The organism is Achromobacter pestifer (assembly GCF_902859625.1).
Lineage (GTDB): Bacteria > Pseudomonadota > Gammaproteobacteria > Burkholderiales > Burkholderiaceae_B > Achromobacter > Achromobacter pestifer.
The window spans coordinates 104437-130429 of record NZ_CADIJX010000006.1 but is presented as its reverse complement, the minus strand read 5'-3'; the positions used below and the strand labels follow the sequence as shown (position 1 = coordinate 130429).

General features: G+C 61.6%; 23 protein-coding genes, 1 tRNA gene and 1 pseudogene. 4 read left to right on the top strand and 21 right to left on the bottom strand.

Going from position 1 to position 25993, the window contains the following annotated elements; all coding sequences use genetic code 11:
* Positions 1–115 precede the first annotated feature (115 nt).
* Both HV753_RS22480 and HV753_RS22475 read right to left on the bottom strand, forming a co-directional pair.
* A complete protein-coding gene (locus tag HV753_RS22480; RefSeq protein WP_175176799.1) occupies positions 116–1603 on the bottom strand; it encodes a protein adenylyltransferase SelO in 1488 nt (495 codons plus the stop codon).
* Complete coding sequence (locus tag HV753_RS22475; RefSeq protein ID WP_175176798.1) at positions 1600–1971, bottom strand: DUF2069 domain-containing protein; 372 nt, start codon at positions 1969–1971, stop codon at positions 1600–1602. The genes HV753_RS22480 and HV753_RS22475 overlap by 4 nt, the downstream gene beginning before the upstream one ends.
* Positions 1972–1988: 17 nt before the next feature.
* Here HV753_RS22475 and HV753_RS22470 point away from each other — a divergent pair, with 17 nt between their 5' ends.
* On the top strand, positions 1989–3302 hold the full coding sequence (locus HV753_RS22470; protein WP_175176797.1) for a YihY family inner membrane protein: 1314 nt from the start codon (positions 1989–1991) through the stop codon (positions 3300–3302).
* A 37-nt stretch (positions 3303–3339) separates the two neighbouring features.
* A complete protein-coding gene (locus HV753_RS22465) occupies positions 3340–3798 on the top strand; it encodes a CBS domain-containing protein (RefSeq protein WP_169270394.1) in 459 nt (152 codons plus the stop codon).
* A gap of 51 nt (positions 3799–3849) precedes the next feature.
* Here HV753_RS22465 and dusA read toward each other — a convergent pair whose 3' ends face one another.
* Positions 3850–4866, bottom strand: a complete 1017-nt coding sequence (gene dusA, locus HV753_RS22460; RefSeq protein WP_175176796.1) for a tRNA dihydrouridine(20/20a) synthase DusA — start codon at positions 4864–4866, stop codon at positions 3850–3852.
* A 184-nt stretch (positions 4867–5050) separates the two neighbouring features.
* Between dusA and HV753_RS22455 the strand changes: the two genes are divergently transcribed.
* Together HV753_RS22455 and HV753_RS31255 are read left to right on the top strand one after the other, a co-directional pair.
* Entirely contained in the window at positions 5051–6019 is a 969-nt protein-coding gene (locus HV753_RS22455) for a homoserine kinase (RefSeq protein ID WP_175176795.1), read from the top strand.
* A 63-nt stretch (positions 6020–6082) separates the two neighbouring features.
* Complete coding sequence (locus HV753_RS31255; RefSeq protein ID WP_246288359.1) at positions 6083–6886, top strand: BPSS1780 family membrane protein; 804 nt, start codon at positions 6083–6085, stop codon at positions 6884–6886.
* Positions 6887–6889: 3 nt separating this feature from the next.
* Here the strand turns inward: HV753_RS31255 and HV753_RS31410 are convergent.
* The 18 genes and pseudogenes from HV753_RS31410 to HV753_RS22365 all read right to left on the bottom strand — a co-directional run.
* Positions 6890–7057: pseudogene (locus HV753_RS31410) on the bottom strand (DUF192 domain-containing protein); the annotation flags it as partial.
* A 65-nt stretch (positions 7058–7122) separates the two neighbouring features.
* Positions 7123–7995, bottom strand: coding sequence for a type II secretion system F family protein (locus HV753_RS22445; protein ID WP_175176793.1), 873 nt, complete (start codon positions 7993–7995; stop codon positions 7123–7125).
* Between the two features lie 72 nt (positions 7996–8067).
* A complete protein-coding gene (locus HV753_RS22440) occupies positions 8068–8919 on the bottom strand; it encodes a type II secretion system F family protein (protein WP_175176792.1) in 852 nt (283 codons plus the stop codon).
* Positions 8916–10616: a TadA family conjugal transfer-associated ATPase gene (locus tag HV753_RS22435; protein ID WP_175176791.1), complete on the bottom strand. Its 1701-nt coding sequence runs from the start codon at positions 10614–10616 to the stop codon at positions 8916–8918. Before HV753_RS22435 ends, HV753_RS22440 begins: the two co-directional genes overlap by 4 nt.
* Positions 10617–10620: 4 nt before the next feature.
* Positions 10621–11982 carry a type II and III secretion system protein family protein gene (locus tag HV753_RS22430; RefSeq protein ID WP_425485921.1) on the bottom strand — a complete coding sequence of 454 codons (1362 nt, stop codon included), beginning with the start codon at positions 11980–11982 and terminating at the stop codon, positions 10621–10623.
* Positions 11979–12830, bottom strand: coding sequence for a Flp pilus assembly protein CpaB (gene cpaB / locus HV753_RS22425; protein ID WP_175176789.1), 852 nt, complete (start codon positions 12828–12830; stop codon positions 11979–11981). The genes HV753_RS22430 and cpaB overlap by 4 nt, the downstream gene beginning before the upstream one ends.
* Positions 12827–13510 carry a hypothetical protein gene (locus tag HV753_RS22420; RefSeq protein ID WP_246288358.1) on the bottom strand — a complete coding sequence of 228 codons (684 nt, stop codon included), beginning with the start codon at positions 13508–13510 and terminating at the stop codon, positions 12827–12829. The genes cpaB and HV753_RS22420 overlap by 4 nt, the downstream gene beginning before the upstream one ends.
* A 41-nt stretch (positions 13511–13551) precedes the next feature.
* Positions 13552–14187, bottom strand: coding sequence for a pilus assembly protein (locus tag HV753_RS22415; RefSeq protein ID WP_175176787.1), 636 nt, complete (start codon positions 14185–14187; stop codon positions 13552–13554).
* A complete protein-coding gene (locus HV753_RS22410) occupies positions 14184–15575 on the bottom strand; it encodes a pilus assembly protein TadG-related protein (protein WP_175176786.1) in 1392 nt (463 codons plus the stop codon). Before HV753_RS22410 ends, HV753_RS22415 begins: the two co-directional genes overlap by 4 nt.
* Before the next feature lie 14 nt (positions 15576–15589).
* On the bottom strand, positions 15590–15856 hold the full coding sequence (locus tag HV753_RS22405) for a hypothetical protein (protein WP_175176785.1): 267 nt from the start codon (positions 15854–15856) through the stop codon (positions 15590–15592).
* Positions 15857–16232: 376 nt separating this feature from the next.
* Entirely contained in the window at positions 16233–17660 is a 1428-nt protein-coding gene (gene mdtD, locus HV753_RS22400; RefSeq protein ID WP_343056556.1) for a multidrug transporter subunit MdtD, read from the bottom strand.
* A gap of 89 nt (positions 17661–17749) precedes the next feature.
* A complete protein-coding gene (locus HV753_RS22395; protein ID WP_175176783.1) occupies positions 17750–17992 on the bottom strand; it encodes a hypothetical protein in 243 nt (80 codons plus the stop codon).
* A gap of 184 nt (positions 17993–18176) precedes the next feature.
* A tRNA-Ile gene (locus HV753_RS22390) sits at positions 18177–18255 on the bottom strand.
* A gap of 7 nt (positions 18256–18262) precedes the next feature.
* A complete protein-coding gene (gene rpoD / locus HV753_RS22385) occupies positions 18263–20530 on the bottom strand; it encodes an RNA polymerase sigma factor RpoD (protein ID WP_175176782.1) in 2268 nt (755 codons plus the stop codon).
* 776 nt (positions 20531–21306) lie between these two features.
* Positions 21307–23361: a DNA primase gene (gene dnaG, locus HV753_RS22380; RefSeq protein ID WP_175176781.1), complete on the bottom strand. Its 2055-nt coding sequence runs from the start codon at positions 23359–23361 to the stop codon at positions 21307–21309.
* 19 nt (positions 23362–23380) lie between these two features.
* Entirely contained in the window at positions 23381–23593 is a 213-nt protein-coding gene (rpsU, locus tag HV753_RS22375) for a 30S ribosomal protein S21 (RefSeq protein ID WP_006218592.1), read from the bottom strand.
* 431 nt (positions 23594–24024) lie between these two features.
* Entirely contained in the window at positions 24025–24567 is a 543-nt protein-coding gene (locus tag HV753_RS22370) for a phosphoribosyltransferase (RefSeq protein WP_175176780.1), read from the bottom strand.
* Positions 24568–24650: 83 nt separating this feature from the next.
* Entirely contained in the window at positions 24651–25946 is a 1296-nt protein-coding gene (locus HV753_RS22365; protein ID WP_175176779.1) for an adenylosuccinate synthase, read from the bottom strand.
* Between the last annotated feature and the right edge of the window lie 47 nt (positions 25947–25993).

The window sequence follows — 25993 nt, the reverse complement described above, 5'->3', positions numbered from 1 at the left end:
GGAAACGAATGATTGCAGTGAAAAAAACCGCGATATTTCAATATTTATCGCGGTGTTTTCGTGCAAACCACAAGATCTTGGTATGCAGCGTCTCGTATTCCGCGCTGAACGGGCGTCAAGAAGAGCAGCTGACTTCCAGGCTACCCGCCCAGTCCGGAGGCAATCCGGCATAGCGTTCATACCCGGGTTGCGCCACAAAGGGATTACGCAACAGCTTCATCAACGTGTCGATTTCGCTCACATCACCCGTTTTTGCTGCCCGGATCGCTTCTTCGGCCAGATGATTACGTAGTACGTAGAGCGGGTTGACCCGGTTCATCGCCTGGGCCACGTCCTGCGCAGGCCGGCCGTCTTGCGCCTGGCGTGCCACCAAGCGGTCCAGCCAGGCCGCCGCCGCCGGACGGTCAATGAACAGATCCTCGAATGCACTGCGCTGCCCCAACACGGCGTCGGCCAGACGACGCCAGGACAGGGTGAAATCGGCTTGATTGGCGTCCATCAGCTTGAGCAGGTCGTCCAGCAGCGCCTCGTCGTCTGGGCGCCAAGCCGCGAGACCCAGCTTTGCACCCATCCGATCATGGAAGGCCCGCGTGAAAACCGCCTCGAATTCGTCCAGCACGGCGCGCAAGCCATCGGCATCCTGCACCAGCGTATGCAGGCTGCCTGCCAACCGGTACAGGTTCCACAACGCCACCGATGGTTGCCGGTTCCAGGAGTAGCGCCCTTCCGAATCGGAATGATTGCAGACGTGGCCCAGGCGGAAACCGTCCATGAACCCAAAAGGACCGTAATCCAGCGTCAGCCCCAAGATGGACATGTTGTCCGTATTCATGACGCCATGGCAAAAGCCCACCGCCTGCCAGTCCGCCATCAGCCGCGCAGTGCGCTGCGTGACGGCGCGCAGCAGATTGATGTAAGGCGCGGTCTCGCTCAAGGGCTCGCCCGTGGGGGATTCGCGGCATTCCGGGTAGAAGCGGTCGATAACGTAGTCCGCCAGCGTCTTCAGCAATTCAGGCTGGCGGCGCGACGACCAATGCTCAAACGAGCCGAACCGCACAAAACTGGGTGCCATGCGCGTCACGATGGCGGCGGTTTCCACGGTTTCCCGCATGACGGGATCATCCGACACCACCAGCGCCAGTGCGCGCGTCGTGGGAATACCCAGTCCGTGCATGGCTTCGCTGGCCAGGTATTCGCGCACCGAGGAACGCAGCACCGCCCGCCCGTCGCCCATTCGGGAGTAAGGCGTCATGCCCGCGCCCTTCAATTGCAATTCCCATCCGCCGGACGGCCCTTGGACCTCGCCCAGCAGATGCGCGCGTCCATCGCCCAACTGGCCCGCCCATACGCCAAATTGGTGACCGCTATAGACGGCCGCCAGCGTGTCCCCGCCGGGCAAGGGCTGCACGCCTGCGAATACGGCCAGGAATTCCGGGGTGGGCAGAACGGATGGGTCCAGTCCAATCAGCTCAGCCGCATCGGTATTGGCATGAAGCAGGCGCGGATTGTTCAGCCCCTGCGGCGTCAGCCGGGTATAGAACGCAGCGGGCAACGCCGCGAACGAATTAACGGCGTGCAATTCGGACAAGGAATGGGCGCTCATGCGCGTTGGCTCCTGGCAGCCCGCTTGGCGGGCCGCACATAGAAAATGGCGCTAAGGAAAAAGGTGGCCGAAAGGATGATCTCGCCCCAGGCCATCAAGACCGAGAGCGGGGCCGGATCGGACATGGCACGCACGGCCCCTTCCATCAAATACAGCAGCGAGAGCATCGACGCCCACTGATAGGTATATAGGTTTCCACGCAGGATGCCGCGCAGCGGGAACGCCAGCGGCAGCGCCTTCAGCAGCATCCAGGAACCGCCCGGCCGCACTGGCGCCACCACGGTTTCCCAGGTGACGCACAAGACGATCAGGGCGAATAGAGAAACCGAGGCCAACAGGCGCAAACGGGGGTTGAGTTCAGGGTTCATGCTGCTATTATCGCCTGATGAATCGCCCCGCAGAGCCCGTCGCCGCGACACCGGCGACCACCGAGCCCTCGCCTTCGCGCTCTTCATGGGTCGCGAGGGCCGGGCGCGTCATCCGATTCACCGCGGAACGCGCGGGTGAGGAAAAGCTGCTTCAAGTTGCCTCCAGCCTCACTTTCACGACAGTGCTGGCCATCGTGCCCATGCTGGCCGTGGTGCTGTCCCTGTTCACCGCGTTTCCCGTGTTTCAGGAATTCAGGGTTGCCCTGGAAGACTTCCTGACCAACAGCCTGATGCCGCCGTCCGTCTCGGACAACATCATGGAATACCTGAACCAGTTCGCGCGCCAGGCTTCACGGCTGACCGCCATCGGCGGCGCGTTCCTGCTGGTCACCTCCTTGCTGCTGATCATGACGATCGACCAGGCGTTCAATGACATCTGGCACGTTTCGCGGCAACGTCCCCTGCCGCAGCGGGCACTGGTTTATTGGGCGATCATCACGCTGGGACCGGTCCTGGCCGGGGCCAGTCTGTGGGCCACCTCTTTCGTGGCGCGAGAATCGCTGGGGCTTGTGGCGGACGTGCCGGAAGTCATCAGCATCGCCGTTTCCTTCATTCCCCTCATCCTGACCGCGCTGGGCTTTGCCGCCCTGTTCGTTGTCGTGCCCAACCGCGAAGTGCTGTGGCGCGATGCGCTGGTGGGTGGCTGCGTCACGGCCATCGTCCTGGAAATCATGAAATCAGGGTTTGCGTACTACCTGACCCGGTTTCCCACCTACACGATCATTTACGGCGCATTCGCCACCCTGCCGATCTTCCTGCTTTGGATCTACCTGTCCTGGCTGGCCGTGCTGCTGGGCGCCACGCTGGCATCCAGCGCGCCGCTGATCCGGCTGGGCCGCTGGGAGATCAACCGCTACCCCGGCGCGCAATTCGTCGATGCTCTGGACGCGCTGCGCGCCCTGCGGCAAGTGCAATCCGCCAAGCCACCGGGCCTGCCCGCGAACCTGCTGGCATCGCAATTGCACCTGCATCAAGACGAACTGAACGATGTGCTGGAGACCCTGAACGGCATGGGCTTGGTGACACGCAGCCCCGAAGACAATTGGGTGCTGACCTGCGACGCGCGTGAAACGTCGATGGCACCCGTGGTGGATCATTTCCTGCTGGACCGCAATCAGCCCCGGGTCCGTAATGACCCGGAGATTTTGCGAGTCGCCTCAGCGGTGATTTCCCAGCAAAATACACCGACGCTGGAAGAACTCTGCGGAGAAGCGCAGAATACCGAAAATGGAATCGCTCCCATATTGCAATTGGAAGCGAACAAGAAATAGCAAATGCATTCGGGCGTAGTCCGCCCAGGAGGAACCGATGTTGAAGGTCAGCGAGATTTTGCGCGTCAAGGGGCATACGCTCTATACGGCGTCGCCCGACATGCCTGTGTCCCAGGCCGTGCAAACCATGAGCGAGCAGGACATAGGCTCGCTAGTGATCATGGAATTCGGCACCCTGACCGGCATGCTCACGTTCCGCGAGATCATCCGCCACATGCACGCCCATGGCGGGGCCGGCGAAACCACCATCCGTTCGATCATGGATGACGCCCCGGTCAGCGTGTCGCCCAATACCAGCGCCGACGAAGTGCAGCGCCTGATGCTGGAAAAGCACGCGCGCTACATCCCGGTCATGGACGGCCCGACCCTGATGGGCGTGATTTCGTTCTACGACATGGCTCAGGCCATCGTGGCTGCCCAGCAGTTTGAAAACAATATGCTGAAAGCCTATATCCGCGATTGGCCCACGGAAAGCGCCGAACCGGCCAAGTCCTGATCGCCTTGATCGGCAGCCCCCAGCGCCTGTCGCCAGAGGGCTGATCCCCGCCTAGATGCCTGCCGGCGCCGCTTCGAATGCGGCGCCTCGCATATCCGGCGCCTGCCGCTGGCTACGCCAGGCGTCGTAGATCAATTCGGGATTGTTGGCGGCAAGCAGGCGCGGGTCCGACAGCATGCGGCGCCAGCGGCGTGCACCCGATTGCCCATTCACCAAGCCCAGCATCGGCCGCGTCATCACACGCAGCGGCACACCCTTGGCAACTTGCCGTGCCGCATATTCGGTCATGGCGTCCACCACTTGTGCGTCGCTAGGCAGGCGCACCGACGGCCATAGCTGCATCGACACTTCGGACAAGACGCGAGGCGTGTGCCAAGCCGCGCGGCCTAGCATCACGCCATCGAAATCGTCCGCAGCCCGGACAGATTGCTCTGCATCGGCCAAACCGCCATTCAACACGAACGTGCAGTCCGGAAAGTCCTGCTTCAGTTGCTTGACCACGTCATAGCGCAACGGCGGGATTTCGCGGTTGTCCTTGGGCGTCAGTCCCTTGAGCACCGCATTGCGGGCATGGGCGATGAAAACCCGGCATCCCGTGTCGTAGATCTTGCCAACAAAATCCCGGACGAATGCGTAGGATTCCTCATAGTCCAGCCCCAGCCGATGCTTGACGGTCACTGGAATATCCACGGCGTCCTGCATGGCTTTCATGCAATCCGCCACCAGCGCCGGCTCCGCCATCAGGCAGGCGCCGAAAGCGCCCTTCTGTACGCGCTCGGACGGACACCCGCAATTCAGGTTGATCTCGTCATAGCCCCATTGGCGGCCCAGCTTGGCGGACTGCGCCAAGGCGTCGGGTTCGCTGCCCCCCAGTTGCAGGGCAACCGGATGCTCGGCTTCGTCAAAGTCCAAGTGACGCGAAACACTGCCGTGCAGCAACGCGCCCGTGGTGATCATTTCCGTATACAGGCGCGCGCGGGGCGCCAGCAGCCGGTGGAAAAAGCGGCAATGGCGATCGGTTACGTCAATCATCGGGGCGACGCACAGCCGCCAGTCGGGGGAGTCCAAGAATCACTCTACAAAACAAGGGGATGCGGTATTTTACGGGCTTAGCGGATTTATGTCCGGCAGGCGAATGCCCCCGATCCCGGCCGCTCGTCGCAACCCCGCCCGCTATGTGGTCTAAAATTGCGCCGCCGCCGCCGCACAGGCATGTCCGAGCGTCCGTTAACCCCTTCACTCCCGCATATCAATGGCCGTATTCACTCCCGTATCCGACGACGACGCGCGCGCCCTCCTGGCGCATTTCGACCTGGGCGAGTTCGTCTCGCTTCGAGGGATTACGGCCGGTATCGAGAACACCAACTACTTCCTGTACACGACCCGGGGTGAATACGTCCTGACCTTGTTTGAAGTCCTGACGCACGCCCAATTGCCGTTCTACATCGAACTGATGTACCACCTGGCCCAGCGTGGCATCCCGGTGCCCCAGCCCCAGAACCTGCGCGACGGCACCCGCCTGACCACGCTGCACGGCAAGCCTTGCGCCATTGTTTCGCGGCTGCCCGGCGGCTACGAACCCGCCCCGGGCGCTGCCCATTGCGCCCTGGCCGGCGCCACCCTGGCCCGTGCCCACCTCGCCGCCCAGGACTTCCCGATTCAGCAGCCCAATCTGCGTGGACTGTCCTGGTGGCTGGAAACCGCGCCCAAGGTCATGCCGTTTCTGGATGCTGCCCAAGCCCAATTGCTAGGCTCGGAACTGACCGCCCAGCAAGCCCTCGTCGCCACGCCAGCATGGCAGACGCTACAGACGGGCCCGGCCCATTGCGACCTTTTCCGCGACAACGTGCTGTTCGCAGGCACCTTTGAAGACCCGCTCATGGGCGGCATCATCGACTTTTACTTCGCGGGTTGCGACACCTGGCTGTTCGACGTGGCGGTCAGCGTCAACGATTGGTGCATTGAGCGCGATACCGGTGAATTCGTCCCGGAACTGGTGCAATCCTGGCTGGCCGCGTACGCCAGCGTGCGTCCGTTCACGGATGCCGAACGCGAGGTCTGGCCGCTGATGCTGCGCGCCGCCGCGCTACGCTTCTGGATATCCCGCCTGTACGACTTTTTCCTGCCCCGGCCCGCCCAAACGCTCAAACCGCACGACCCGCGTCACTTTGAGAGAGTGTTGCAAGCACGCCACCGATCCGTCTTGCCAATATTGCCGTAACCATTACGCCCCCCATAATGGGGTTAGCGCGTCCCTGTTGAGAGATCACCCCCTTAGAGAGCCATGCAAGCAGCATTCCTACCCGCGACATCCGGCTGGCAATGGGTTCGAGACGGTTTCCGTCTGTTCCGCAAACAACCTCTGGCCATGTTCACCTGGGCCATGTTCATCAGCCTTTTGGTCGTCTTCGCCAGTGCAACGCCCCCGATCGGACCCATCCTGGTCGTGGCGCTCATGCCGATCATCACCCTCATGACGCTTTCCGCGTGCAAGCACGTGGATGCCGACCGCGTCATGCTGCCGTCGATGTGGGGCAAACCCCTCAAGCAGCCCGGCGTGTTCAGGAAACTGTTCCTGATGGGCCTGATGTACGCGGGCCTGAGCATGCTGGCCGGCCTGCTGACTTTCCTGCCCTTCATGGATTCGATGGCCGAGGCCTATCGAATCGCCTCCGTGGAACGCTCGCTGGATCCTATCCTGCTAGCCATGCGCGTCCCGCTGACCATCTTCGCGATCATCTACGTCGTGATCGCGGCGCTGTTCTGGCACGCTCCGGTGCTGGTTGCGTGGCATGGACTGCGCCTGGTGCAGGCCCTGTTCTTTTCGGGGATCGCCTGCTGGCGCAATAAGTGGCCTTTCCTGGTGTATGGCGCCACCTGGGCGCTGGTGTTCCTGTTCATCGACTTGTGCGCCGGCTTGCTGGTCACGATGGGCTTGTCGCCCCAATTCGCTGGCACGCTGCAAATCCCATTCAACATCGCGGCGGGTGGCGTACTGTATTGCAGCTTCTATCCTGCCTATACCTCCGTTTTCGGCATCAATAGCGCCAGCTCGCAGCTCGACGACGGCCACAGCGCCGAAGCATAGGGCAATGCGGCAGGGCGCCAGCGCCCTGCGCACCCCCATCACCCGCAGATCCCGCGACACAAACGCCACGTCGATGGCGTAGCGCATGCCGAAGGTATGCACGCCGGCACACGGGATCAGCAAGATGCCCGACCGCCACCCTGGAGGTCGGCGCCCAAGCAGGCCTCGCATCCGGCGACGCCAGTCCGCCACGCGCAAGAGCCTCAAGCGCCCCACCGGCAACAAGGTCCGGCCGTTCATTGCACGCTTTGAAGCAGTTGAACAGCGATGGGAAACGCCAGAACGATGAAGGTGCACGGAAAAATGCATCCAATCAGCGGCAACAACATCTTCACCGGTGCCTGCATCGCCAGTTGTTCGGCCCGCACATGACGGTCGCTACGGCACTGCGCGGCCTGGGCACGCAACACCGGTCCCAGGCTGATGCCCAGTGATTCCCCTTGCGCCAAGGCCGCGGCCCAGTTCCGCGCAAGCGGACTATTGCAGCGCTCGGCCAGCGCCTTGATCGCCGCCGCTCTTGAAACGCCCGCCCGCATCTCCGCCAGCGCGTCCCCCAAGCTGTCTCGGAGGGCGCCGCGTGGCCCGCTTTGTGCCGCCAGTTGCAATGCGCCCTGAACGCTTAGGCCAGCCTCCACGCACAAGGTCATCATGTCGAATACAAAAGGCAAATCCCGTTCAATGCTGCGCCGGCGTTTCTCCGCCAAGTCCCGCAGCCACAGCATAGGTGCCACACCGCCCGCCAACGCCGCCATCGCCATCCACAGCACCCAGGCCATCGACGCCGGGCCGGCAAGCGCCGCGGCCACTGCGGCGGCCAGGCCTCCCACACCTGCGGCAGCGCTTGCACACAACGCCGCCATGTGGGCATAGCCCACCCCGGCCGGCAACGCAGCTTGCTCGATGGCTCGCGTCAGCCGAATGCGCAAACGCCAGGAACACAATGGCCCCACCCAGGGGGCGACGGCCGACACCCACGGCCAGACGGCCCGCCACCACCAAGGCAATGCGGCATGGGCTTCATGCTTACCCCGCAGCAACGGGCGCAGGACGAACCACGTCAACCCGCCCACGCACAACGCCGTCGTCAACATACCCATATACAGCCACATCGCGACCTCCCATCAAAGATCAAGTCCGGGATCGAATCGACGGCCGCGTCGACCATCCGGTCAATCAGCAGATCAAATATCGATTCGGATGATGCGCCGGATCAGCACCACCCCGGCCGTTTCCAGCACCGCGACAATGGCCAGCACCCCCCATCCCATTGGCGTATGCCAGAGAAGCCCCATAATTTCCGGCTCCAGCCGGTCCAGCACCGCCAACAGCAGCAAGGGCAATGCACCCACGATCCAGGCTTGCAAGCGCCCCTGGGACGTCAACGCCTGCAACTTCGCCTGCAACTGCAACTGCAACTGCGCCCTCAAGGTCTGCGCGATGCTCTCCAGCGCCTCGGCCAGGTTTCCGCCGGTCTGCGCCGAGATACGCATGGCGGCCACCACCAGCGATGTGGAATCAGCCGGCATCCGAACGTGCAAGTTCTCAAGCGCGGCATCCCACGGCACGCCCATGCGTTGTTCTCGAAGCATCAAGCCGAATTCCTGTGCCAGCGGCGCACCACTCTGCTCCACGACATGACGCAGCCCCGTCGCCAACGCGACGCCCGCGCGCAAGGCCGAGGCCAGCATTAACAGCGCCATTGGCAATTGCTGCTCGAAGCGGCCCGCCCGCCTGCGGCGCAGCACACTGACCATCTCCCGGGGCGCCCGGGACGCAAGCCCCGCTGCCAATGCCGCAGCCACACCGCTGCCCGTCAGGGAAAATGCCAGCGCTGCGGCCAATGCCGCACATGCCACGGCAGCAGCCCATAGCTGCGCCGGGTCAATGAACAGGAACACTTCGCTCAAGCGCACCCCTGCATCCTGGGTGTAGAACTCGCGGTAACGGCGCAAGGCAGGTGCAAACCAGTTTTGAGCGTGCCAAGCAAGAACCGCCGCGCAGCACATCGCGGCCCCCGCCGCCAGCCAGATCATGTCAAACCCTGCACAAGCGTGGCAGCGTCGGGATCATTGCCGCGGGTTTCCGCGAACCATCTGGGATCCAGTAGCGGCCCCTCGTCATTCCAATCCCGGGCAAAGCCTGGCAACGCGCCGCATCCCAGAAAGCCCGCCACGCGGTCGTACCGGAACAGCTCCAGCAGTTGTATGCGCCCACTTTCCATGCCCGCGACTTCGACGATGGAAGTCACCACGCGCCGCCCATCCGCCAGCCGCGCTTGCTGAACAACCACATCCACACTGGCGGCAATGTGTTCTCGCACGGCAGAGAGGGGCAAATCCAGGCCTGCCATCAGAATCATCGACTCCAATCGCCCCAGGGCATCACGCGGAGAATTCGCATGCAGGGTGGTCAATGACCCTTCATGCCCCGTGTTCATCGCCGTCAACATATCGAACGCCTCGGCTCCTCGGCATTCGCCGACGACAATCCTGTCCGGTCGCATGCGCAGCGCATTTCGCACCAGTTCCCGGATATCGATATGCCCCCGACCCTCTTGGTTGGCGGGACGCGCCTCCAGCGCCACCAAATGATCATGGTTCAGCCGCAGCTCCGCCGCGTCCTCGATGGTGACCACGCGCTCGCCGTCTGGAATCTCGTTTGAAAGAATGTTCAGCAATGTCGTTTTGCCCGACCCAGTCCCTCCTGACACCACCAGACTCTTGCGCATTCGTACGCATAGCGCCAGAAACCGCGCCATGCTGTCACTGAGCGACGCCGCCGCGATCAAGTCGGACATCTTCGGCCGCTTCACCGGAAACTTGCGGATCGTCAGGCTAGCCCCTTTCATCGCGACGGGAGGGATGATGGCATGCACGCGCGACCCGTCCGGCAGACGGGCATCCACCATCGGCGAACTTTCGTCGATGCGCCTGCCCAGCGGTGTCACGATGCGTTCAATCACCCAGCGCACGGATTGCTCACTGGTGAATGCCGCCGGATGCCGCCAGAGCCGCCCCCCGCGTTCGACATAGATTTCGTCATAGCGGTTGACCATGATTTCCGTAATGTCGGATGCAGCCAATAATGGCTCCAACGGTCCCAGACCCACCGCTTCGTCCAAGACCTCGCGACACAAGGCCGCCTTGTCCACATCATCGGACAAGTCCGTGTCCGTGGTGACGATCTGAGTCAACAGGCGTTCGGCCTCGGCACGCAGCGTGCCATCGCTCATGCCCGCCACATCTCGCCGGCGCAGATCCAGCGCTTCGAGCAACGCGGCGTGCAAGCGTCGACGTTCGTGCAGCCGCTCTTGCAGCCGTTGTGGCGCCACCGCTTGCTTGGGCGTCGGCGGATGCGGGGAAACGGCCCCCCCCGATGCGTCCGCCACGATGGGTTCGGGCAGATCAGGGGTACCGCCGTCGGTCGCCGCCACGTCTTCGGACAATGCCCCTTGGACTCTCAAGCGGCAGGGGCCAATGAGGATGTCGTCATCCGGCAACACGGGTGCATGACGCACGACTCGAACACCATTCACGATCGTGCCGGCCAACGTACCCAGATCCTCCAGGACAATCGCGCCATCCTCGCGCAGCAGGCGAGCATGTTGCCGCCCGACCCGCCAATTCATGATGCGCAAGCCGCACTGAGCACCTCGTCCGATCAATACCGGCTCAGGCGCGATCAAACGGCGCACACCGGAATCCTCGAACGTCATTTCAATATCAAGCATCGCCCTACTCCCCAAGCGTGCGCACCGTACCGTCTTGCGCGGCCCATTGAGATCCCTCGCCTCTGTACGGATCCCAGCCGCCTCCCGAAGATGGCACCGCAGTGCCCAAACGTGGCGGATCAGGAAACGTGGAAGCCAACACATCGCGTCCGCGCTGTATCCGGCTAGCCATCGCCGGTTCGTCTTGCGACACGATCTTGGGTGTGACAAAAATCGCCAATTCGGTTTCGCGCTGCTGATACCTGCGCGACGAAAACAACGCGCCCAGAATGGGAATGTTCTGCAACCAGGGCAAGCCGTTGACCTCCTGCCCCTGTTCGCGCGATAGAAAGCCGCCAATGACCAAGGTGTTTCCTGATCGCACATTGAATTCCGTGGATGCGCGCCGCGTGCGCAACGCCGGACCACCTGCCACGCTAAGCGAGGCGTCCACTGAACTGGCCTCCACCTCGATCAACGATCGGATCACGCCGTTGCGGTCGATGCGTGGCGTGATGCTTAGCGATACGCCATAGGGTTTGAACAAGGTCGTGGGATTGCCGCGCGAATCCGTCGATACATAGGGCACTTCGCCGCCCGCCAAGAAGGTGGCGCTGGCGCCACTGCGAGCAAGCAGTTGTGGTTGAGCCAGCATCACGGCTTCGCCGCTTTGCGCCAAGGCAGCGATGCGGGCGGACAACAGCGCGTTGACACCGAAGTAGCCTGCTGCCGTAGAGGCCGGCCCGGTGGTCTCGATCACTGACTCGCCCGGCCGGGACATCCGCCCAAGCGCCCCCGCATCCCATGCCAAGCCCGCATTCATGCCCCCTTGCGTCGTTCCATCCCAGCGCACGCCGAATTCGCGCAATCGGGACGTAGGAATTTCAACCACCTGCACGTCAAGCAGCACCATGCGGTCCCATCCCACCTGACCCGTGAAATCCAAGACGGCGGGATAGCGCTCGGCCAAGGCGGCGATGCGGGCCCGATCATCGTCCGACAAGTCGTCGCCCTCGATCAGAATTCGCCCCCCCACGCTGGTGCTGCGCGCGCCGGGAATTCGGGCCAGCAAGGCCTCGACCTCGGCTCGCAGGCGCGGAGCGCCAGCGGCGACCACCCGCAACTCATAGGCCTTGGTCCGTCCCGCCGCGGTCCAGACATGCACCGAAGACACGCCTTCGGCGCGCGCAAAGATCACGACATCTCGGTCCTCTGCCGCAATCGCGCTCAGCACTTGCCCATTGCCGATGGCCACTCTTTTCACGCCGGGATGCGGCAAGACACGGGTTTCGCCTACCTGAAGCTCCAGCGCTTCAATCGCGGCCCAAGCTGTGGACGCAAGCAAGCACAGTCCTATCGCGCCAAGAAAACAAGCAATACGTTTCATGGCCATCTCGGCTCAAATTCGGCCGCCGCGCCGCGCGCAGCCGGAAGCGCAACAGGTTGCGCTTCCAACCGGTCCCCATACAGGATGCTCACGCCAGGCTTGGGCGCCGGCTCGGGGTCCAACCCAATCAGCGACGCCAGATCCGTCTGTGTCGACGACGTCACCGCCCCCGCGTCATCACGATGCCTCAACATGGCCGTCAAGGAACCCGCCTGTCTGGCGGCGACGAAGCGCATCGCTTCATCTGGATCGGCAGCCAGCGTGATAGTGCCCCCCCCAGCACTGTCAAGATCCGCTTCCGCCCCCACGGTCAGCACTTTCATGCCCTGTAGCAATGGAACAGTGAGCTCGCGTTGACGGTGCGAGAAGGTCACATAGATGTCGATCAGATCACCCGCACGCAGCATCTCGGCCAGCCCACCCAAATCGCCAGCGGCAACGGTAAGCGCCCGCTGACCTGACCGAAGCCGCGACGCCAATGCTGGCCTCGGCGTGACAAAAGTCACATGCGTCTTCAGCAAGGGCTCCCCATGCGCCACATCCGCCACCAGCGTCGCGCCAAGCAGACTGTTCAGATCCAACGGGTCCAGACTGGCGCTGGACGCCCACTGCGCGGGGATTTCCCGCACCGCCAGATGCACCTCTTCCAACAGCGTACCGATGGGCAAATCGTAGGCGGCAACCACGCGCTCGACGACAGGCGTTCTGGCTTGCGCCTCTAGCGCCTGAACCCGTTGCTGAACGTGTTCGCGCACCGCCCATGCGGACACCAGACCTGCGCTCAGCGCCAGCCCATACACGCCCACGCGGCGCAGCCGTTGCATGACATGAATCATCAAGGCCTTCATGATGTCCACCCTCTCACCCGAAGACCACTACCGCCATCAAGCGACACCACCGAAACTTGCAGACGCTGGCGCCCCCGCACCCATGATTGCGCGTCGCGTCCTCCAGACTGACGCCACCCTTCTCGCTGTAGGCCCACATCAAGCAAAGCCATCATCCGCGCCGGCGGTAGCGCGTGCTGCCAGATGCGCTCGGACACCGTGACGCCTTCGTCCATGGCGGCGAAGTCCAACCGCAACCGAGCGCCGTCCGGCAACCACGCGGGTGCCGACTGAGCCATCGGGCTCTGCCAGCGCAGCGTAGAGATACTGCCCACCGTACGCCCCGTGCCGGTGTCTTCCATCTGGGCCACCCATTGTTCATCGCCGACCTGGCCAGAAAGCACCAGTTGTCCGGGCAGCACATTCAAATCAGCCAACCTGGGCTGCTGACCAGACAGCGTGCGAATCAGGTCCGACGCCTTCGCCGGCACGTCAAATACCAACACCCGCGCCGGTTGGCCGTAGAGCCACAAGCGATCGGCCAGCAACATGTGGCTGGAACCTTCTGGAAAACGCAATTGGCTCAAAGACGCCACGCCGGGTGGCGTTGCTGCCGCATGACCCGAGGCGGTTGCGGCCGGTACGCCGACGGCACTGACGATCAATCCGCCAGCCCACAGCAGGCGGCAAGCATCAGCCATGGCGCCCCGTGTCCGCCGGAAATGGAAAAGCGTGCATGCATTCATCGAACCAACCCTCCACGAGTCCCTAAACGATCCGTAGGCACGACATCCTCCCAAGCGGAAAGCCAGTCCATCGACGCCGCAGGGCGTCCCCAAGCACCGTCCATGCGCTGCGCAAGCGCGCCCACCCGGCGAGCCTGCGCCAACGAGACAAGTTCAAGCTGCCGCCAAGCACTGGGCGCATTGCCTATCCTGTGACGCGCATCCGCATCCCCATGCGCATGCCCGGCTCCGATAGCCACGCGGGTCTGCCGCATGATCGACGGCGCCAGTACCGTGTCGGGTGTGGAAGGCAAGGTCCGCGCTTGCACCGACAACATTTGCAGGTCCACGCCAAACCACTCCGCCTGCAAAGCCCTCATGCGGGGCGATGCGATACCCGGCAGCCCGACGGTTTGCGACGTCAGCCCCGAAGATGCAGGAGACGACGACGGCTTCAATGGTTGTCCCAAGGCGGCCGACATCGCCACCTTGCGGCTGGCTTGCACCATCTGCTGCGCCGAGAACTGCAAGCCGCCAATTCCTGTCACCGCCCAGACCATCGTCGCCATCAATGGCAACAGCAGTAACGCTTCCAAGGCTGCCTGGCCTTGCTGGTGAACCACGCAAGCCTCCCTATTCAAGAACGCCGTCATGGCGACCTCCGCGCAAGCAAGACCTCTTCAGGCCTGACCGCCGACAAACGCGCTTGCCAGTAAGGACGAAACAACGTGGCCAATTCGGTTCGTCCATCCGCACGTTTTTCTGGGCGTAGGAAGTAGGTTTCGGCCGCGCTGGTCACCGTAATGGCATCTGTCCGCCCCAACCCCGCATAGCGAAACCAACCGCCCGGCGAAGCCAGCGCGCTATCCGCATCCGTCGTCTTCAACACCGCCCCAGCCATGCTCACGCCAACGGCAAAGCGCAAGGGATCACGAACGCGCGACGCTGCCACCTCGCGATAGACGGGCAAGCCCCTGCCTGGCCATCGCTGCACGGACGCCATCGCATATGAATTGGCCATGGGATTGGTGAAGCCACTGACGATGTCCCACGATGTGGATTGCTCAACCCATCGCCAGAAGTCTTCCTGGGAAAAATCGACAGGCGGCTCATCGACGTAATCCACGCCCTCGGGCGCCTGGCTCTTTTGCCCCTGCGCGGTACCCCAACCCATTGCGTATTCACGGTAATAGCAGCCGATCCATCGATTTGATCGCAGCGCATGAAACGATTGCGTATCCAAGGCGCCCCAGCGGCCGTCCGGCCCCAGCCACGTTGATCCGCGACGGCGCAGTTCATGCCGATAGAACGGGCAACGGGTGCTGACCAACCAGGGGTTGCGTCGTGTGTAGTTCCTATTCTTCAAGAACCCATACCGATCGGCCGCCTGCTCCACCGTCGGTCGCAAGCCCGATTTGCGCGTGGCGCCATGGCGTTCGATATATCCCGGCCATGCGTCCGACAGCACCTGCAACGTCAAACCCGGTGCACGGAGGTCACGCTCCACATCCCCTTCAGTGAAATTGGCAGCAAGCACCTTGTCCATGATGCGGCCGCGCGCGGCGGGCAGTTCCCCCATCGCGGATGCCGCCGCGGTTTCCAGGACCTGATGCACAACGCGATCATGCTGCCCAAATGCGCTGGCCAATCGCGCTTCGGCATCCGGCAACGCCTGACCCGCCCGATAGGCAAGGCCCATGTCGGGCCCAAACAGCATGGCGATCAGACTGACTGGCGGATTGCCGCGCATGCGCTGCGATTGCAGCGTGCGGCCATACTGCGCGGACGCGGCCAACGTGACCAGATGCGCCATCGCGACTTGATGCGCGATCTGCGTCCGATTGACGTAGGCGATGGCATTGAGCGTCCGCGCTTGCTCAAGCGCCCCGCTGTAGGCGGCCGCATCCGCAGCATGCGTCAGGCGGACTCGCCCCTCAACCGTCTGGCCCAAGTTGTAAAGCACGACCAGGGACACCGCCGCCACCGCCACGATCAGCATGCCCAGCACCAGCGCCTGACCATGCTGACGAGGGACAGGCATGCGCCAATGCAACCTCACTTCGCATCCGCGGCATTGCCGGTGAAGGACTTAAGCGACCGCGCCTTGGTCTGGGCCGCCGCCTTTTGCGCCGCTTGCTGTGCCGCGCGAGTCTGCGTACCACCATCCTCGCCCGCAAGCTCGCGCGCCATGGCGGCGGTCTGCGAACGCACCACCTGCCCGAAATATTGATAGACGGCAATTGCCGCTACGGCCACCAACGCCACGACGACGATGTACTCCGTCATGCCCTGGCCCAACTGACGCCTGCGAATGCCCCACATGTCTGCTCTCCGATGCAATGAATGTGGGATTCAGTGTCGGCGGGGCAGGCAGCGGGAACAATTCGCGGATGCCGAGGTGGCCAGAATGGTCACGAAGGCATTGACGCCCCGATAAGCCGCACTCGGATCAATAAAGAGAACCCCGCCCACCATTACAGAAGGGAGGGGGATCAGCTTCAAAAGCCTAACCCGGGAAATCTTGTAACCCGCTAATTTTCCAGGGTTTTCCCTATTGTCGGAGCCCTATGCCGGCAGTAGATTGGAGTTGCCGGGCTGTCTGACACCCATCGCGTGCGAAGCCGGGCAGGAGCGCCTCAGACTCATCTCGAGCTGGGGCGCTCTTCCATTTCCGGCCCTGGCTCAACTGGCAGAATGCCTAGCTGGCCGCAGGACGATTGCCTGCGGGACGTCCCAATTGCGACGTATCCAACCGACGGAACACCCAGGCCGACAACAGCGTAATCACGCCAACGCAGACAAAACTCAGCGTGAACGCTCGGCCCAGGGCGACATTGGCCTCACCCGAGAACATACCGACCAGTCCCCCGCCTATCGTCACGCCCAGCCCGATGGCCAGCATCTGGATCATCGAGAACAAGCTATTGCCGCTAGCCGCGTCCCGTTTACTCAAGCCTTTCAGCGTCACGCTGTTCATGGCCGCGAATTGCATGGAATTGGTCGCGCCGAACAAGGCAAGTTGCATCACCTGCAACACGATTGGCCAGCCGGGCGAAATCGCAGCAAACGAAACAATCGACGCGCCGACCAGCACCGTGTTGACCAGCAAAAAGGTGCCGTACCCAAACCGCCGCACTAATGGCGCGATCCAGGGCTTGGATATGGTTCCGGCTATCGCCGCCGGCAGCATCATGAGCCCGGACTGCAACGGGCTATAGCCCAGCTGCAATTGCAGCAACAGCGGCAACAAGAACGGCACGGCGCTACTGCCAATGCGGCAGACCAGATTGCCGATCAGCCCCACGCTGAAATTGGGCTCGCTAAACAAGCGCAATTGGAAAAGCGGGTTCTGGCTTTTGCGCGCGTGGACCACATAAAGCAGCACCATCAACGCGCTAAGCACAAACAAGCCCACCGACCAGGCCATGCGTCCGTCGCCGGCAGGCAAATCCAACCCCAATGAAAACGCCACCATGCACAAGGACAGCAACGTGCAGCCCATAACGTCGAACGGCACCACATCCGTCAACGCATCTTCGGGCAGATACCGGCGCACCGCAAACAATCCCGCGATTCCGATTGGCACATTAATCATGAAGATCCAATGCCAGCTTGCCACCTGCACCAGCAATCCACCCAAGGTCGGACCAAAAATAGGACCCACCTGCCCCGCGATCGACACAAAAGCCAACGCAGAAATATATTGGTCCCCTGGTACCGTGCGCAACACAGCCAACCGCCCAATCGGCAGCAACATGGAACCGCCCACGCCTTGCACCACCCGCGCGATCGTCAACTGCGTCAGCGTTTGCGCCAAGCCACAAAACACCGAGCCCAAGGCAAAAATCAGAATTGCCGCCAAGTACACACGGCGAGTGCCGAAACGGTCGGCCAACCACCCCGAAGCCGGCGTCAGCATGGCCATCGTCAACGTGTAAGCCACCACCACTGGCTTTAACGCAAGCGCCTCTTCACCGAGGCTGCGCGCGATGGCCGGCAACGCCGTATTGACGATCGTAGTGTCCAGCGTCTGCATGAAAAAGCAGGCCGCGACGACCCAAAGCAGAGCTCGTTGTGAGGAAGGTATAGCCATGCCGCAAATCGTACTCTGGGGAGGCCGACGGATGGCTGACAGCGGGCGCGGCGCGATTGGCAAATCGCCCTGCTGGCGATGGCGTGTCCCGACTGCCGAGGGAAGGCCGATATAACCTCGACCTAATTTTCTGGCGCCGTCCCTGCTCTCTGGATTGCGTCTCTCATCAGCGAGTTTGCGCAGGCAAGTGCTTCATCCGGGCTTTCGTATGCGCTGTCTCTATCATCAATGTCATCCATGCGCTCCCCTTCAGGCCCACTGATGTCGGTGACGAATACTCCCCAACCGGCATCATCGTGCAAGCGTGAAACGCCAATGACGTAAGTCCAGCCGTGAAATGAACGGACAACAGAGATTTCCTTCATGCCTAGCCTCCTTATTTGTCTCATCGTACTTCGATGACAAATGGGATGCTCTGTGCGCCATGGAGCCTTGAGCACGGGGGCTGGCGGGATCATTGTGAAGCGTTGATCCTGGGAAGGTTCTGCCCGGAAACGAAACAGCCGCCATTGCTGGCGGCTGTAGGTACCTGATTTCGCAGGATTTCTTTGGTAGGCCCCCCGAGAGTCGAACTCGGCACCAACGGATTATGAGTCCGCTGCTCTAACCAGGCATGAGCTAGAGGCCCAGGTAACTTACTGCCCTTCCAGGAAGCTCTTCAGCTTATCGGCCCGGCTGGGGTGACGCAGCTTGCGCAGCGCTTTAGCCTCTATTTGGCGAATGCGCTCGCGTGTGACGTCGAATTGCTTGCCCACTTCTTCCAGGGTCTGGTCGGTACTCATTTCGATGCCGAAACGCATACGCAGAACCTTGGCTTCACGCGGGGTCAGAGAGTCTAGCACTTCCTTGACCACATCACGCATGGAACCGTGCAATGCCGCATCCGAAGGCGCCAGGGTGGACGTATCTTCGATGAAATCGCCCAGGTGCGAGTCGTCGTCGTCACCGATCGGCGTTTCCATGGAGATCGGTTCCTTCGCGATCTTCAGGATCTTGCGGATCTTGTCTTCCGGCATGTCCATCTTCTGCGCCAGGGTCGCGGGATCCGGCTCAGCACCGGTTTCCTGCAGAATCTGACGGCTGATCCGGTTCATCTTGTTGATCGTTTCGATCATGTGAACCGGGATACGGATGGTGCGCGCCTGGTCGGCGATCGAGCGCGTGATGGCCTGACGGATCCACCACGTGGCGTAGGTCGAGAACTTGTAGCCGCGACGGTATTCAAACTTGTCCACGGCCTTCATCAGGCCGATGTTGCCTTCCTGGATCAGATCCAGGAATTGCAGGCCACGGTTCGTGTACTTCTTGGCGATCGAGATCACCAGACGCAGGTTGGCCTCGGTCATTTCGCGCTTGGCCTTGCGAGCCTTGGCTTCGCCGGTGGCCATGCGCTTGTTGACGTCTTTCAGGTCCTTCAGCGGCAGCACGACTCGCGTTTGCAGGTCGATCAGCTTCTGCTGCAATTCCTGCACGGCGGGAATCTGACGCTCCAGCGTTTCGGCGTACGGGTGGCCAGCAGCCACTTCGTCGACGACCCATTGCAGGTTCGTTTCGTTGCCCGGGAACACCTTGATGAAGTGCAGGCGCGGCATGCCGGCCCTGTCCACACACGTGTGCAGAACCGCGCGCTCAAGCTGGCGCACTTCTTCAACCTGGTTGCGCAGCGTGTCAGCCAGCTTCTCGACCATCTTGGCCGTGAAACGGATGCCCATCAATTCATTCTGGATGGCTTCCTGCGAACGCACGTAGACGTCCGACTTGTAGCCGTCCTTCTCGTACGACAGGCGCATCTTGTCGAATTGCTTGTTGACTTCGTCGAACTTGGCCAGAGCCTTCACGCGCAGGTCTTCCAGCTGCTTGCTGGACATGCCGCCCGCAGGGCCGTCATCGCTTTCGTCTTCGTCAGCGGTCACGCCGGCGCCGGCGTATTCTTCGCCATCTTCCGGATCAACCAGGCCGTCGACGACTTCGTCGATCTGCGCCTGGCCTTCCCGCACGCGCAGGATGTGGGCCAGGATCTCGTTGATCGTGGTCGGGCAGGCCGAGATGGCCATGACCATGTGCTTCAGGCCGTCTTCGATACGCTTGGCGATTTCGATTTCGCCTTCGCGGGTCAGCAGCTCGACCGAACCCATTTCGCGCATGTACATACGCACGGGGTCAGTGGTGCGGCCGAAGTCGGAATCCACCGTGGTCAGCGCGGCTTCGGCTTCGTCTTCGACGTCATCGTCGTTGGACGCGACCGGTGCGTTTTCGCTCATCAGCAGCGTTTCAGCGTCGGGGGCCTGGTCATAGACCGCGATACCCATGTCGCTGAACGTGCTGATGATGCCGTCGATGGCTTCGGCGTCGACCAGATCATCAGGCAGATGATCGTTGATTTCGCCGTAGGTCAGGTAGCCGCGGTCCTTGCCCAGCTTGATCAGCTGCTTCAGGCGATTGCGGCGTGCTTCGTATTCTTCCGGCGTCACGGGGCCGCGGGCGATCAGATCCTTGGCATCCGCCTTGCCGCGCTTGCCGCCACGCTTGGGCGGCTTCAGATCAGGCAGGACTTCGCCTTCGCCGTCCATCGTGTCGTCGAAACCGTCGGAATCGTTATTCGCGTTCTTCGCGGGACGGCCCGGACGGCGGCCGCTGGGAACGGCCGGACGCGCGGTGCCGACCAAGTCGGCAAGCTTGTCTTCGGCCTTCTTGGCGCGGGCCTTCGTCACTTTCTCGGGCTTGTCAGCCGCGGCCGTCTTGGTTGCCTTCTTGGCAGCCGTCTTGGCAGCGGGCTTGGCGACCTTCACCGCCGTCTTGGCGGGCGCTTTTTCCGCCGCCATGCTTACGGCGCGCTTGGCCGCAGGGGCCTTGATTTCAGCCGCATCAATTGCAGAGGAGGATTTGCCGGTGGATTTGGTCATAGTCGCTTCCGTGGTCGTCGCAACCCGTTTGGGCATGTTGCACCGTACAAAGCCGCCCTGGACGGTGGCCCAGCGCGGCGCAGATACGGGTAAAACTGGTGAACTGGCAGAGACCACGCGGCTGCGTTGTTCGCAGCACCGGCTCTTGCGAGCCCGCTTGGCGCCTTTGCGGTGCAATACCGTTCGGGCGCTTGACGTGCATGACCTCATTCCGTGGCGGGTTCCGGACGTTTGGGGGGGCTGCCTGCCTATAAATAGGCTTTGCTTGCTTATGGGGACATGCCCCTAGCAGCTTATGTAGACACAGCACCCGACCACTAACGCTACGCGAAACGACTCGCTACTGAACTGCCTGATTCACCGCTCAGCTATCAGCTATATTAATTAACTATGTAACAAATTTGACGCGCGAACCTGATAATTTCTGCGGGCCAAACTGCACTACACATCTTTAAAACTTCACTACCGAATTAGATTCCGCCAGTCAGAATAGATTCCACCTTCCTGGCACTTTCCGCTCATTCCCCAGACCCTGCCCCACATTCGCGCCAGGACTATCAGCACATTCAAGAAGAATTAAGCTGTTATCGACTGAAAACGCGCCAATGGGGCAAATGGGGCACATGAATCTACCCGAAATCGGCCGGGAACCTTCGATCATCTATACAAATATCCGTGCATCCCGCACTACTGCCACTGCTGCCCTACCCCCGGCCGTAGTCGCCATGCTGGCAACCGATCACTGGGCTAGCGGACAACCCTTGATTTTAGCGCATTTAGCGTATCCCGGCACCTTTCAGCACCGACATCCGGCTTGATAGCTCCAGATAGCGCTTGCGCGCATCATCCGTCGACAATCCCGCAGCAGCCAGCTTGGCCATTTCCAGCTTGGCCGAGTCAAATTCGATGCGGCGCAGGGCGTCATCCCATTCGGTCTGCGGATCCGGCAGGTCTTCCTGGGACAAGATATCTGCTCGCAGTCCCTTCAGCACCGTCGCCAGATCCGAATCGGGGTCAGCCGCTTCCAGCAAGGCGCCCACATGCCGCGCGCCACTGGATTGCGCCAGCATGATCAAGTCCCTTACTAATCCTAGATGGGGGCCATGGTCGATGACTTCAAGTTGCTGGTCCCCCATGGAATCCACCAATTCGGGATGTGCCAACAACAAACCAAGCAAGCGCTTGGCCAATGACGGCATGGTGCGGCGGCCTTCAAAACCGCCCACGTCGTTATCCCGACGCCCTTTCCAGTTACCTTTGCCGCCTTTCCAATCGCCCTTGCTCTTCCAATCGCTCTTGCCCTTCCATTCCTGCTTGCCGCCCGCGCGCTGGCCGCCGCCGCCCGCCGATTCGCCACCTTGCATGGGGAAATGGCCGTAATCGGCAAAATCCGGTTCATCTGCGGGAATGTCTTGAAAATCATGACCCGCAAAGTCATAGCCCATATCTGGGTAACTGTCTTCGTGACTCACTCGGGCCGCCGCTGCCGCCTCGTTCGTCGCCGCTTTGGGCGCCGATGCCGGTGCAAATGGCTTGGCCGGCTGTTGCGCCAGAATCTGCGCCATTTCTTCGGGCGTCAGTTGCACCAGCTTGGCCATTTCCCGTTCGATCTGCACACGCAGCGCACATTCGGGAATAGCCGCCAGCAGCGGCTTGGCTTCGTGCAGGCAACTGGCACGCCCTTCAGCTTCATTCATGTTGTGCCGCGACGCCAGTTCGTCCAACAGGAAGCGCGATAGCGCCACCGCATCAGCCAAACAAGCGCGGAAGGCCTCCGCACCCAATTCGCGGACATAAGAATCCGGGTCATGCTCGGAGGGCAAAAACAGGAAACGAATTGCGATATCGTCCCGCAGCACGGGCAGGCAACCCTGCAACGCGCGCCATGCGGCACGTCGGCCGGCTCCGTCTCCATCAAAGCTGAAGATCACCTTGTCACTGGCGCGCAGCAGCTTCTTCACATGATCCGGCGTTGTTGCCGTGCCCAACGTGGCGACCGCATTCGCGATGCCTTGCTGTGCCAGGCCTACGACGTCCATGTAGCCTTCAACCACGATCACCTGCCCTTCCTGGCGGATGGACTGGCGTGCCTCCCAGAGACCGTAGAGCTCATGGCCCTTGGAAAACAGGGGGGTTTCAGGAGAATTCAGATACTTGGGCTCGCCCTTGCCAATGATGCGTCCACCGAATCCGATCAAACTGCCCCGCACATTGCGGATCGGAAACATGATGCGTTCACGAAAACGGTCGTAGCGACGCCCATCCTCGGACTCAATGACCAGCCCGGACTCCACCAAGGTGGGGTCTTCGTAATTGGAAAAAACCTGCGACAGGCCATGGCGGTCGGTGCCCGACCAGCCCAAGCCAAAATGTGCCGCAATTTCGCCAGTCAGGCCGCGCTGCTTCAGGTAGCGGATCGCCGCCGGCGATGCACGCAACTGCTTCAGATAATGCGCCTGAGCGGCATCCAGCACCTGCGTATGGCGGGATTCCTCGACCTTGCGGCGCGCGGATTCCTGCTGCTGGCGTGGACTACGATTTTCTTCGGGAACCGTCATTCCCGCCGAAGCCGCGAGCGTGCGCACGGCTTCGGGGAAACTGGTGCCCGTATGCTCCATCAGGAAAGTGATGGCGCTGCCATGCGCTCCACAGCCGAAACAGTGATAGAACTGCTTCGTGGGGCTGACAGTGAACGACGGACTTTTTTCGTTATGAAAGGGGCACAGGCCAAGTAAATTGGCCCCACCCTTTCGCAACTGCACGTATCGCCCGACTACGTCGACAACGTCGACTCGGGCGAGTAGATCCTGGATGAATGATTCTGGAATCAATAGATTCGGGAATCAAAAATCAATACAGGCGCGGGGGCAGTTGTTGGCTACGGATGCGCTTGTAGTGGCGCTTCACAGCGGCGGCATGCTTGCGCTTGCGCTCGGCCGTGGGCTTCTCATAGAACTCGCGCGAACGCAGCTCGGTGAGCAAACCGGTCTTTTCGATGGTGCGCTTGAAGCGGCGCAGAGCGGCTTCAAACGGTTCGTTTTCCTTCAGTCGAACGATAGGCATAAAGTAATTGGCCTGCTTGTAGGGTAACAAAAGTTGATGACAAACCTGGCTTGCTTACCAGCAACGCTGCCGGGGCCCCAGATCCGCAAAACATCCCTTCGTCCCATGGGCATGCACTGGCGAACCAGACACGCAACCACAACAACAAAGGAAGTACCGCGGAAACGAGAAACCTGGAAAGCGCAACCCGGGACTAGGCTAGACATTGCTGCACGACGCGCGCGCGGCCATTTCTATCTGGCCTTTTCTATCCATTTCCTGGGTTTCCGCTGGCTGTTTCCGTTACCCAAAGACTACCCAAAGAGTAACAAGCCAAGTTCGGTTTAGCGATAACCAGCGATTCTAGCATGGTCACGACTACTTTGACTACTAGGAGGGACGCTTGGCACCGAAAGGCCGCCAAGACGCCCCTCCCCTTAACCACACCGGCTTCAGCTCTTGGAACCCTTGCGGATCCAGGCTTCGAGCTGATGCGGACGCAGGCTGTCATAGTCCTCGAACGGCTGGTGGATCCAGGGGTTCGTCGGCAGCTTGTCGACGTAGTAGTCGGGCGTTGCCTGCGAATGCCCCTTCCACCACAGCACCGCGCTTCGCAGCTCGGTGATATCGGCAAACTGGCGCTTCAGGTGGTCATAAACCTTGTTGAAGGTCTTGCCGGTATCGACCATGTCGTCCACCAGCAACACTCGCCCGGACAGCGTACCGCGCGTAATGGTGATGAACTGGGCAATATCCATGTCGCCCTGCTTGGTGCCTGCGGCTTCGCGGTAGCTGCTCGTGGCCAGGATACCCAGCGGCACATCGAAAATACGGGACATCACATCACCGACGCGCATACCGCCGCGCGCCAGACAAAGAATCTTGTCGAACTTCCATCCCGATTGATGCACCTGCAAGGTAAGGCGTTCGATCAAGCGGTTGTAATCGTCCCACGTCACCCACAGATGGCTGTCATCATTGGTCGGCGTGCTCATAGGCAAGCATCTCCTGCTTAAAGATACGAAAAGGCCGCCGCCGGTATGAGACCGGCGGCGGCCTTTGGAATATTAACCCGATGTCAGCCTTTCAGGGGATGACGCAGGACAATGGTTTCATTGCGGTCAGGGCCCGTCGACACCAGGTCGATCGGCACACCGCAGACTTCAGCAACGCGCTCCAGGTAGCGACGAGCCGCTTCGGGCAGCTTGTCGTACTCGGTGATGCCGACGGTCGATTCCGTCCAACCCGGCAGCTCTTCCAGCACCGGCTGCGCCTGAGCAACAGCGTGGGCGCCGTAAGGCAGCACGTCGCGGAATTCACCGTTGACACGATAGCCAACGCCCAATTGAATGGTTTCCAGGCCGTCCAACACGTCCAGCTTGGTAATGCACAAGCCAGAAATGCCATTCAGACGAACCGAGCGCTTCAGCGCAGCGCCATCAAACCAGCCGCAACGGCGCGGACGGCCCGTGACCGAACCGAATTCCTTGCCGATGGTAGCCAGGCGGGTACCGATCTCGTCGACCAATTCGGTCGGGAACGGACCGGAACCGACGCGCGTCGTGTAGGCCTTGGTGATGCCCAGGACGTAGTCCAGCTGCTGCGGACCCACGCCAGCGCCAGCCGACGCCGCGCCAGCCACGCAATTGCTGCTGGTGACGAAGGGGTACGTGCCGTGATCCACGTCCAGCAACGCGCCTTGCGCGCCTTCGAACAGAATGCGCTTGCCTTCCTGCTGCATGGCATACAGGTTGCTGGACACGTCCTTGACCATCGGAGCGATGGCCGGAGCCAGCGCCATGGCTTGGTCGCGCACTTCGTTGGCGGAAACCGCTTCGGCGCCCAGATACTGGGTCAGCACGAAGTTGTGGTAATCCAGCACTTCGGCGAGCTTCTCATCGAACAGCGAAGGATTGAACAGGTCCTGCACGCGCAACGCGCGGCGGGCGACCTTGTCCTCGTACGCCGGGCCGATGCCACGACCGGTCGTGCCGATCTTGCCTTCGCCCTTGCGCGCTTCGCGCGCCTTGTCGATGGCCACGTGATACGGCAGGATCAGCGGGCAGATTTCAGAAATCTGCAGGCGCGAGCGCACATCCAGGCCGGCGGCCTCCAGCTCTTCGATTTCCTTGAGCAGGGCTTCCGGAGACAGCACGACGCCGTTGCCGATAAAGCAGGTGACACCGGGATGCATGATGCCCGACGGGATCAGGCGAAGAATCGTCTTCTTGCCATTGATCCACAGCGTATGGCCGGCATTGTGACCACCCTGGAAGCGAACCACGCCCTGGACGGATTCCGCCAGCCAATCGACGATCTTGCCCTTGCCCTCGTCACCCCATTGGGTGCCGATTACGACTACGTTCTTGCTCATGTTACGAATCAATATCGAGTTTCTCGGGAAATCCGGAAATCTCCCCG